We start from the raw sequence: 10,618 nt of genomic DNA on the forward strand, positions 1-10,618 counted from the left end.
CATTAGCCATGCTAACTGCATATAAACATTCAACTAACAATGACATCGTTGAAACGACTTTAGATCACTCTGCATCATGGATTAATGTTGTAGAACCTGAACGAGAAGAAATTGAACAATTAATTGAAACCTATAATTTGCCCGAGGACTTTATTCGAGATCCATTAGATGCTGATGAAAGCGCACGTATTGAATATGATGACGATACAGGCTATTCCCTTATCATCATCGACTTACCTATTGTAAGTTCTACGCATCGTCGCGTCTTATCTTTCGTTACAATCCCATTAGGAATTGTTATCGGAAAAGGACTTATTTTGACAATCTTTGATGCTGAAAATGAATTCTTAGAGAATTATGCACGACAAGATGATGTTAATTTAAATTTTCATAGTCGTTTTGCTCTAGATATTTTATTAACTATTTCAAACCACTACAACAGAAATTTAAGACTTTTAAATAAATCACGAATCCGCATCGAACGAGAACTAAAAAATAATATTACCAATAAACAGCTTTACAAATTAATGGAAGTTGAAAAAAGTTTGGTATATTTTCTAGCTGCATTAAAAGGTAACGATACAATTATTAAAAAATTATTCCGTTTACCTGCCATAAAACGTTTTGAAGAAGATGAAGATTTATTAGAAGATTTAGTGATTGAAAATAACCAAGCGATTGAAACGACAGAATTATATACTGGCATTTTAGAGAGTATTACAACTTCGTATTCTTCATTATTATCTAATGAAATGAATAATATTATGAAGACACTTACATTATTTACAGTATTACTCACATTACCAACACTTGTGTTTAGTTTCTTCGGTATGAACGTACCGCTTCCACTCGATGAAAAGAGTTATTCATCGTGGCTCTTCATTGTAGGAATTTCACTCGTTCTTGTGACTATAGTAAGTATCTTCTTATGGCGAAAACAAAAATTATAACTGCTAATTATACAAAAAAGTCGACATTCTGCATAAATCAGAATGTCGACTTTATTTCGTTTATTCAGCTGCTGCTTGATAAGCTTTGCGTCGAGATAAAATTAAAGTAATAGCTACAGAGACAATAAAAGCAATGAGCATGCCAATAAAGTAATGCAACCACCCAGCATGTGCTGGATTAATAGAAATAAATCCTGGTAGCCCAGCTGTACCTAAAGCGATGGCTTTAACTTTAAAGAATGAGATATAAGCTGATCCAATAGCTGAACCAATGATTGCACCTATAAATGGATATCTTAATTTAAGATTTACACCAAACATTGCTGGTTCAGTAATACCTAATAGCGCTGATACACCAGCTGCAGATGCAACACCTTTTAATTTTTTGTTATTTTTAATGATGATAAATGCTGCTAATGCTGCACCACCTTGTGCTACGTTAGACATTGTTGCAATTGGGAAGATAAATGAACCTCCCGTTTTTGCTTGATCAGCGATTAATGTTGTTTCAACAGCGATAAAGCTATGGTGCATACCTGTTATAACAATCGGCGCATAGAATAAACCGAAGATAAACCCACCAATTGCACCACCAAATTCATATAACCATGTTAATCCGTCTGATAACCAATAACCAAGCTGTCTTGTTAATGGTCCTACAAATAAAAATGTTAGAAATGCCGTAACTAAAATAGATAATAATGGTGTTAATAAATTATCTAATACAGTTGGAATAACCTTACGTAACCACTTTTCAATAGTTGCTAAAATATATGCTGCCACCAACATTGGTAACACTTGTCCTTGATAACCTACTTGATTAATATGTAAACCAAATAAGTCCCAATGTGGAATTGCTTTACCCGCTTCTACAGCCTTAGGAAAATCGTATGCGCTCATTAATGATGGATGTACTAAAATCATTCCTAAAGCTGCACCTAAGAATGGATTACCTCCAAATCGTTTCGCTGCACTAAATCCAATTAATATTGGTAATAACGTAAATGGTGCATTTGCAAAGATGTTAATCATATCTGCTAATCCAGCAAACTGACTATGAACATCTATTAAAGATTTATTATCATAAAAGAGATCTGGCGCAGTTAAAATATTATTAATCCCCATTAATAACCCACCAGCAACAATGGCTGGAATAATAGGAACAAATATATCTGAAAGCATCTTAACGAATCGTTGTAATGGATTCATGTTTCGAGCGGATTTATCTTTAACATCCGCTGTTGTAGAAGCCTCTTTCCCTGTTATTTTTTCAAGTTCATTAAATACTTTATTGACTGTACCTGAACCAATAATGATTTGATATTGACCGCCAGTTGAGAATGTACCTTTAACAACGTCCATCTTCGATAAAGTGTCCTCATCTACTTTACTTTCATCATTAAGTACGAGTCTCAATCTTGTGGCGCAATGAGCCATAGCATCTAAATTATCTTCCCCACCTACAGCTTCAAGAATTTCTTCAGCCGACTTTTTATAGTTCATTAAATTCCCCTCCTATTGAATGGAACCGGTTCTATTTATTAATTTTATTGTAACCGGTTCCAAAAAATAACGCAATAACCTTTTTTATCTTCACCAATTATTCATATTTTAGATTTGTAATCTAAGTTTCTGGGAAGAACATATTAAAACTTACAAAATAAGTGAGCGAGGCGGTATTTGATGAAAGAACGTGGCTATATTGAAAAGTTATGGAGAGAAGAAAAATATAATGTCTTGTACCATAGTCAACAGGATTATAATTATATTCGTGAATTACTTAAGCAATCTCCAACTTTAAATGAAGTTCAACTAGCTATTAATGAAGCACTCCAAACGACTCCATCCAATGGTTCAATAATGAATGCATACGATCATATGTGGGGATACTTTAAACACAAAGCTAATGAAATGGAAAAAAACAAATCAGCTCAATTAAAAACTGATTTCAAACAAGATAAAGTTCAAAGTAATGAATTGCTGATTTTTATAAAATACTTAGCCGACAAATATGAAGTTTCTTACCTTCAAAAAAGTACCCTGCTTAATTTCCAATGAGAATACTTAAGGTATGAAAAATTTTATTGGCACGGAAATAAGTAGCACCTACTACGTATGTATTAAGTACTTAAAATAATAGAAATGCTACTGCTATTCGCTAAATTTATAAAACAAAAAAGTTGAGACAACGCATGTGTTGTCCCAACTTTTTTAAAATTAATTCTGTTTTTCTGTAAAATATTATTCTTGATGTTACGCCTATAATAAAATCAGTATATTAAAGGATGGTAGATATTAAAACTGTTACTTATGCATCAGTGATTTAGTAATTGGTGGAGTTAGGTTCCTTAGTAATATACATTAGCATGCTACTGCTAATACCATTGTTAATAATACGCATACATATTCTTATTCTAAGTTGAATGGCAAATCTTAGGTGTGGTGTCTGACTATTATTTAATTTATTAATTTTCAATCTCTCTAGTTGTTTAATTCATGATGAAGATGAGTTGAATTTCTATATCACGCACAAAATAATTTACTTTACTTGTGTAAGATGGAAAATTCTTGTTGTCGAGTCTAATCATTGATATAGAATTTAATAATTTTAATATAGTGTTGGTACTTGTATCATTAACTTTAATATGTTGGCAGAATTTGAACTCAATGATTTAATTATAGCTTTTCTTGTTGTGGAAATACTTTATGTTGCTATTTCATGATGTTAATACAGAACTAATGAATGTAAGATTTCGAATCATTAATTAAATTAATGTAAATGATGTTTAATCAATTCTGTTTCGAAATCTATATTTATTATGCATCAAATTAAGTTGTCCCACGCTATTAAAATTTTCCAAATCAGTCACACTATATTTTCAATTTTTCCTTTAAGTTGCTTCTTTGAGAAAATTTTTATCGCTTTCACAAAATAATCGCAAAATTTTTTTATTTTTAGTTATTAATTTTTTCTTACTTTTATTTTATAATTACTTTTATTATTCACAATTCAATTGACCAGTAATGTTTAGCCAATAAATAAAAAAGCTAGGAGAACAACATACATGAGTAATTCCCTTCTATTACATGAACATTTAACAACCGCCCCTTCGCGTAATATAAATTATATTATTATATATTTCTCTTTAACTAATGAATTAACGATTACTATTAATGGTGAAAAGAATGATATTCAAAACCATATTGCTATAGTCAATCAAGGTGATTTATTTAATATCGATCATGCTAAAGATTTAATTGAGTTAAAAATCCCTATAGCTTACTTCTATATAGAAGATAATGATTTCTTTAATTGTTTCTTTGACCGTTATTTATTGCAGTCGAATCATTTTATTAAATCTCAAATTTTGCAATGCATTTCTAACTTTTCAAATAATGAAGAACAAGATAGTGAAACAGTATCTAAAATTATAAGAACGTTGTATAAAGAAGCCGTAGTTAGAAACACAACATTATATGTACCGACTATGTCTATCGATAATCAGTTACTGTCTAATATTGTCATGTTTATTAACAATAACATTACATCTAATCTATCTTTGTTAGATATTGCACAACATGCACTTATTTCAGAATCATATTGTTCTAATTTGTTTGCTCGCATATTAAATGTTAATTTTAAAGATTATTATACCAGTCTAAAAGTTAATCACTCTGTACAATGACTAATGACAACGAATCACTCTATAACAACGATTTCCGAATTATCAGGTTTTAGTAGTCACACCAATTTTACTAATCAATTTAAAAAACATTTGGAAGCGAGCCCTAAGCAATTTCGTACGATGCTAAATCAATTAGAACCCCTGCCCTCTATTTTAATAAGAAGTTCAGTTAGTCAATCTTTTTTAAATTTAATTTCACAATTTGAGTTTACGAATCATTTGACCACGGAGACCACACAAATTGATATTGCTAATTACGATCCTAAAGATCAGACGCAATTTTCAACGGCTTTTATAGATTTTCAAAACATAAATGAATTATTTCAATTTGTGTTTAATGATTATTTTGATATTGATTTATCCTATTTACCTAGACCAGCGATTTTAATTAATGATGTGAGTGACATGGTAGGTCGTCACACAAATTTAAATTTATTAAATCGTTGTTTTGAGAAATTATTTGAAAAAAATATTAGATTAGCTGTCACTATTAAAAATAATCAAGAATTTAAAATGATATACCAATTGATTATGATATTCTTACAAAACAATAGAGATTATAAATGGAATAAAAAATTAGTGAAATTCATGCTTGTATTTGATACTGAAACAATGTCTATTCATGATATCCACCTTGCACACCTTAAACTCAAGAATAAAAACCGTGCTATCAAATTTAGTTTAATGGTTGATGGTTTGTTAAGACAACTGGGTTCATTACAAGAAACATATGATATTATGCATCGTATGAACTTTGATTTTTACTTTGTTGATATTGAAAATATTGATACCAAGAATGTGCTTATTGATATACAACGTGGCTTTACTCACTCATCGACGCACTTTGAAAATTATTTGCGTTTTATAGAGGGCTCTAATATACCGTCAACTCAGTTTATTTATAGCAACCTATCATTAAAATGTTTCAAATACACTAATAATGGTACACAGTCACTTCAATTGTCAGATCTCGTATGTCATCTATATCAGTTAATGAGACACGGTGGTGGCGTTTGCTATAAATTAATAGAAACAGATCCGATGTATATCTCACTCTTTAATAATCATGGTAGTCTATTACCTATCATGCATTTATATCGATTTGTTTCTACATTTAGTAATGAGTCATTTCAAATATCGAATAATTATTTAATGTGTTACAAAGATGGGAATTATCATGTGATACTTTTCAATAAAATTAATGACCGTTATTTATCTGATAGCCAACAACACTATATCTTTGAAAATGACTTTAAAGAAAACACCCTATTTATTGTAAATACATTAAATAATGAACATGGCTCAATACAACATTTAATTCCACAAGATAAGCGTGATGTTTACATTGAAAAAGATATTATTCAACAATTAGATAGATGTAATCATCCAAAGACTGAACTATTGATTCAAGAAAATGATTATGCCGCATTTCAAATAACGCTAAAACATGATGAAGTGAAATATATTTGTATTAAACCTTCTTAGTATACTTTTGATGTAAGTTTAAAAAACATTATTTAGGCTATAAATAGTGTAAGGAGATGATAAATTTGGATAAACAACAAGTGATTCAATCAATTGAAAAAGTCTTAGATACTTCAAAAGTCGGCGTCTTATCAACAGCATATAATAATCAACCAAATAGTCGTTATATGGTATTTTATAATGATGAATTAACTTTATATACTAAAACAAGTAATGAGAGTACTAAAGTTGAAGAAATTAAAAATAATCCTCATGCATATATTTTATTAGGTTACAATGAAACAACAAATAATAGCTTTGTTGAAATTGAAGCAAATATAGAAATTGTTGAAGATCAAAAAGTAATTGACTGGCTATGGGAAACGCAAGATAAAACATTCTTTAATTCAAAAGAAGATCCAAATCTATGTGTGCTAAAAGTCGTACCTAAAACCATCAAATTAATGAATGATGATGACATCGATACACCTGTAACGATTACTGTATAGAATTTAAAAAACTGTTTATAATAAAGAGTTTAGGACTGTGTTAATCAAGTTCTGAACTCTCTTTTTTTGATTAATTGGTTAACGCCTTTGATTTAATTTATGTCATTAAATTATGATTCAATTTAATATACATTATTATTTTATTGCAATTTAATAGTATTTTATGTATAAAAGAGATAGAACTTTTTAAAGGAGTCTATAAAATGAAGAATAAAAAGGGTTTAGGTATCGGTATTGCACTTATTGCTATCATGTTAATTGTATGTATCGTTCTTGTTGTCATGATGATGACAGGTGGTCAAAAAGAAACGTATTATGGCTATATGAAAAACGACTATACAATTGATAAGATGGTAAATGAACAGACTGAAAAAATTGAAAAAAATGTTGAATTGCCTTCTGATAGCAAAGCTAATGTTAAGAAAGGCGACTTCGTATTTTTAGTCAAAGAAAAAGGATCAGATAAATTTTCAAGAGTATCTAAAGTAGATCACGATGACGTACCACATGGTTTAATGATGAAAATTCATGAAATGCATGATATGAAGGGTATGTAAATTACAATAAATCACTGTCAATGAAGAGAAATCTTCGTTGGCAGTTTTTTAATATCATAACGTATTAATACACAAATCTTTATAATTTTAAGCAATAAAAAAGTATCGAGCCTATGCGCTCGATACTAAAAATGTCAGATTTCTTTTTTAAATTGATTCTAAGTATTTTTTACCTTGTTCTTTGTCATAAACCTTTTCCCATTTAGAGATAACAACAGCTGATAATGCATTACCTATTACGTTAACACATGTACGAACCATATCTAATAAACGGTCTACACCGATAATTAACGCAAGTCCTTGTGCTGGTAAGCCCATAGCTCCTAATGTTGTTAATAATACTACGATTGAAACGCCTGGTACTCCAGCCATACCTTTAGAGGCAACCATTAATGTCACCATTAAGATAATTTGTTCTGATATAGATAAATGAATGCCATACATTTGTGCAACAAACAATGCTGCAATTGATTGGTATAGCGCTGATCCATCAAGGTTAAATGAGTAACCTATTGGAATAACAAAGGATGTGACATCTCTTGGCGCTCCGAATTTTTCCATTTTCTTCATCATTACTGGTAATACTGCTTCTGAACTTGAAGTAGAGAATGCTAGTAATAATTCATCTTTCAAAATTTTAATGATTGAGAAGATACTAATACCACAGATTCTTGCTACAATTCCTAGAACAACGATAATGAAGAACACCATCGCGAACACTACTACTAATACTAATTTTAATAATGGTATTAAAGCAGATACTCCAAAAGTCATTACTGTTGTACAAATAAACGCAAATACACCTATTGGTGCTAATTTTAAAATTTTATTAATCATCCAGAATACTGCTTCAAGCGTTCCATTTAAAAAACCTTTCACAGGATCTGCTTTTTCTCCTATTGCAGCTAATCCTAAACCGAAGAATACTGCGAAGAAGATGATTGGTAATAATTCGCCTTTAGTTAATGCTTCAAATATGTTTGTTGGTACAATATTTACAATGGTATCAATAAAGTGATTGCCATATGTAGATTGTTCTGCTGCGGATGCAGATGATTGATATTTAGAAATATCGCCTTTAGGTAATTTGTCTGGATCTAAACCAGCACCTGGTTTGAATAAGTTACCAATGATTAGTCCTAAACCAATGGCGATTGTTGTTATAATTTCAAAGTAAAGAATTGCTTTCCATCCATAGCTACCTATCTTCTTTGAGTCCCCTAAGTTAGATATAGATAATGCTAATGCACAGAATACAATTGGTATGATGATCATTTTAATTAAATTTAAGAAAACATCACCGAACGGTTTTATATAATTTGCTACGTTATCTTGTCCAAATAATAATAAACCTACAACTACACCTAGCACCAATGCGATGATTACCTGCATCGGTAAACTAATTTTTCTCTTGAACAGAGCCATGTTGAAACCCCCTTCATCTGACATCGCTTAATTATATCAGATAATTATGAAATGGGATATAAAATTTTTAAAGCTAACTATATATATACTATTCAATCAAGCTAAAATAATTAAAAATACTATAAAAAGGAGAACAGAAATCATTATGAATTCTGTTCCCCTTATTTTTCATTACGTGTAAAATATTAATCCTCATTTAATGCGAAATTAAGGTTTAAAATTTTGGTTAAAATAATTATGTTTTGCATCTTTAATACTTTTTTTAGTTTCAGTATCAAAGCCTTCAGCAAAGATACCTTTACGTGTTCCTATAGGTTGAATGACATATGTCATATGAGGTTCATCTTTAAAAACAACTTCTTTGTAATAAACCCCTTTTTTTGCACTATATTGTGTTTTTTCCGATTTAATATCATCACTTAAATGTTTCTGCTCTATATAACTATCTACCATTTTAATATTTCTATGACCTTGATACGTTTTCATAGCAAAAAAGAAAGCAATTGCCACTACTAATGAAATCGCCAAAATAATACAAATTCTAATCCATTTTTGTTTTTTACTCATTTTGAACTCCTTTGTACACAACCTAGTCTCATCATCTCTAGTTACTATCTAAATTATTATGAATGATAGTTAGAAAATTTTAAAGTATTTCAGTATTTCTGTAACAAAATGTCCTAACAATTTATCTCTAATTCAAAATAAATCGACACATACATTAAACATGTAGACGTACTTTCAAATATAGTTTAAAAGGCTTTAAAAGTCCATGAAATACTATGGCAACAGTCTTGACATTACTTTTAGCTCATAATATCTTTAAATAAGTTAAGGGGGGAAATGTATGTATATTAAAGATAGTTATTTAAGTAATCAATTATGTTTTTTATTATATGTTACTTCTAAAGAAGTCATAAAAAAATATACTTACTATTTAAAAAAGCATGATTTAACATATACAAGCTTTATGGTCATCATGGCCATCGAAAATGAAGAAAAGATAAATATTAAATCACTTGGTCGTCGCGTATTTTTAGATTCTGGAACCCTAACACCTCTCTTAAAGAAATTAGAGAAAAAAGGCTACGTACAACGTATGCGTGAAAAAGAAGATGAAAGAAATCTTCAAATTACACTGACTGAAAGTGGTATTAATATTAAACCTACATTGGAAGCTATCTCTGACCAAGTTTTTGAGGACTTTGATATTTCACAAGACGAAAAAGATAATCTTGTTAATAGCTTAAAACATGTTATTTCAAATAACTTCGATTATACTACTCACTAATATTTAATCCTGGCAAAAGCGAAACACTTAATTTCACAATTACTAGGCTTTATACATATTGAGACTTTTGCCATGGATTTACTATTCCGCACTTAATCTGCGCCTTATTCTTTATAATTCCTTTCGCTTTACGTTAATCCTCTCTATTACTATAATGTACTTGAAAAGTATCATTTTACAACTATGGTATGCACGCTTAAATAAAGGAGAGACATTAGTATGAATAATAGAGAGTTTTTTGAACAATCCATTTTCAAGAATAATCCAAAAGACGTATTCCGTGATTTAGGTGAACAAGTTTTTAACCAATTTTCATCAAAAAGTTTCCCGACAAATATTTATAATCAAACAAATCAATACGTATTAGAAGCTGAACTACCTGGTGTCAATAAGTCTGAAATTGAACTTAAATTTGAACATGCGGCATTAACAATTAAAGTTCAAAAGCATGTATCTGAACAAACAGGTAGCGTTCAATTAAGTGAACGTGCAAGTGGTGAATTAGTTAGACATTTTGAATTTAACGATATTGATAAGTCACAAATTAAAGCAAGCTACGAAGACGGGATCCTAGTTGTTATTTTACCTAAAGAAGTTAGTGCACAAGATCAATCAACAACAATTACAGTAGAATAAATAGATATACAAAATAAAATGTTAAACATACTAAGATTAGCTGTGAAGAAATCTATGACGATAGATTTTTTCACAGCTATTTTTTATAGTTGTAGAGAGA

General features: G+C 29.8%; 9 protein-coding genes and 1 pseudogene. 7 read left to right on the top strand and 3 right to left on the bottom strand.

The features are described 5' to 3' along the window. Positions 1 to 8 precede the first annotated feature (8 nt). Positions 9 to 950, top strand: coding sequence for a magnesium transporter CorA family protein (locus SBL15_RS09465; RefSeq protein ID WP_107637921.1), 942 nt, complete (start codon positions 9 to 11; stop codon positions 948 to 950). Between the two features lie 60 nt (positions 951 to 1,010). On the opposite strand, the gene SBL15_RS09470 is transcribed toward SBL15_RS09465, so the two are convergent. Then, entirely contained in the window at positions 1,011 to 2,453 is a 1,443-nt protein-coding gene (locus SBL15_RS09470; protein ID WP_107613820.1) for a sucrose-specific PTS transporter subunit IIBC, read from the bottom strand. A gap of 180 nt (positions 2,454 to 2,633) precedes the next feature. Here SBL15_RS09470 and SBL15_RS09475 point away from each other — a divergent pair, with 180 nt between their 5' ends. From SBL15_RS09475 to SBL15_RS09490, 4 genes and pseudogenes are all read left to right on the top strand, one after another. Beyond that, complete coding sequence (locus SBL15_RS09475) at positions 2,634 to 3,008, top strand: DUF1722 domain-containing protein (protein ID WP_107612040.1); 375 nt, start codon at positions 2,634 to 2,636, stop codon at positions 3,006 to 3,008. Between the two features lie 1,007 nt (positions 3,009 to 4,015). Continuing rightward, a pseudogene (gene rsp / locus SBL15_RS09480) lies at positions 4,016 to 6,121 on the top strand (AraC family transcriptional regulator Rsp). Positions 6,122 to 6,177: 56 nt separating this feature from the next. Next, entirely contained in the window at positions 6,178 to 6,609 is a 432-nt protein-coding gene (locus SBL15_RS09485; protein WP_390897055.1) for a pyridoxamine 5'-phosphate oxidase family protein, read from the top strand. 203 nt (positions 6,610 to 6,812) lie between these two features. Continuing rightward, entirely contained in the window at positions 6,813 to 7,166 is a 354-nt protein-coding gene (locus tag SBL15_RS09490) for a DUF4889 domain-containing protein (RefSeq protein WP_107612682.1), read from the top strand. Positions 7,167 to 7,313: 147 nt separating this feature from the next. Here the strand turns inward: SBL15_RS09490 and SBL15_RS09495 are convergent, their stop codons facing one another. Both SBL15_RS09495 and SBL15_RS09500 read right to left on the bottom strand, forming a co-directional pair. After that, positions 7,314 to 8,591: a cation:dicarboxylate symporter family transporter gene (locus SBL15_RS09495; RefSeq protein WP_053018386.1), complete on the bottom strand. Its 1,278-nt coding sequence runs from the start codon at positions 8,589 to 8,591 to the stop codon at positions 7,314 to 7,316. A 207-nt stretch (positions 8,592 to 8,798) separates the two neighbouring features. After that, positions 8,799 to 9,158, bottom strand: a complete 360-nt coding sequence (locus SBL15_RS09500; protein WP_011274989.1) for a DUF3139 domain-containing protein — start codon at positions 9,156 to 9,158, stop codon at positions 8,799 to 8,801. 280 nt (positions 9,159 to 9,438) lie between these two features. Between SBL15_RS09500 and SBL15_RS09505 the strand changes: the two genes are divergently transcribed. Continuing rightward, entirely contained in the window at positions 9,439 to 9,882 is a 444-nt protein-coding gene (locus tag SBL15_RS09505) for a MarR family winged helix-turn-helix transcriptional regulator (RefSeq protein ID WP_037550047.1), read from the top strand. A 219-nt stretch (positions 9,883 to 10,101) separates the two neighbouring features. Further along, the gene (locus SBL15_RS09510; RefSeq protein WP_011274987.1) at positions 10,102 to 10,518 is read left to right on the top strand and encodes an Hsp20/alpha crystallin family protein; all 417 of its coding nucleotides are present in this window, start codon (positions 10,102 to 10,104) and stop codon (positions 10,516 to 10,518) included. The last annotated feature ends 100 nt before the right edge of the window (positions 10,519 to 10,618 follow it).

It is taken from the genome of Staphylococcus sp. NWU MKU2, assembly GCF_033283605.1.
GTDB classification, from domain to species: domain Bacteria; phylum Bacillota; class Bacilli; order Staphylococcales; family Staphylococcaceae; genus Staphylococcus; species Staphylococcus haemolyticus.

What these genes read in the sequence shown, in the direction of transcription:
- SBL15_RS09465 (WP_107637921.1), top strand. Translation starts at nt 9, where the DNA reads ATGCTAACTGCATATAAACATTCAACTAACAATGACATCGTTGAAACG.
- SBL15_RS09470 (WP_107613820.1), bottom strand. Translation starts at nt 2,453, where the DNA reads ATGAACTATAAAAAGTCGGCTGAAGAAATTCTTGAAGCTGTAGGTGGG.
- SBL15_RS09475 (WP_107612040.1), top strand. Translation starts at nt 2,634, where the DNA reads ATGAAAGAACGTGGCTATATTGAAAAGTTATGGAGAGAAGAAAAATAT.
- SBL15_RS09485 (WP_390897055.1), top strand. Translation starts at nt 6,178, where the DNA reads ATGATAAATTTGGATAAACAACAAGTGATTCAATCAATTGAAAAAGTC.
- SBL15_RS09490 (WP_107612682.1), top strand. Translation starts at nt 6,813, where the DNA reads ATGAAGAATAAAAAGGGTTTAGGTATCGGTATTGCACTTATTGCTATC.
- SBL15_RS09495 (WP_053018386.1), bottom strand. Translation starts at nt 8,591, where the DNA reads ATGGCTCTGTTCAAGAGAAAAATTAGTTTACCGATGCAGGTAATCATC.
- SBL15_RS09500 (WP_011274989.1), bottom strand. Translation starts at nt 9,158, where the DNA reads ATGAGTAAAAAACAAAAATGGATTAGAATTTGTATTATTTTGGCGATT.
- SBL15_RS09505 (WP_037550047.1), top strand. Translation starts at nt 9,439, where the DNA reads ATGTATATTAAAGATAGTTATTTAAGTAATCAATTATGTTTTTTATTA.
- SBL15_RS09510 (WP_011274987.1), top strand. Translation starts at nt 10,102, where the DNA reads ATGAATAATAGAGAGTTTTTTGAACAATCCATTTTCAAGAATAATCCA.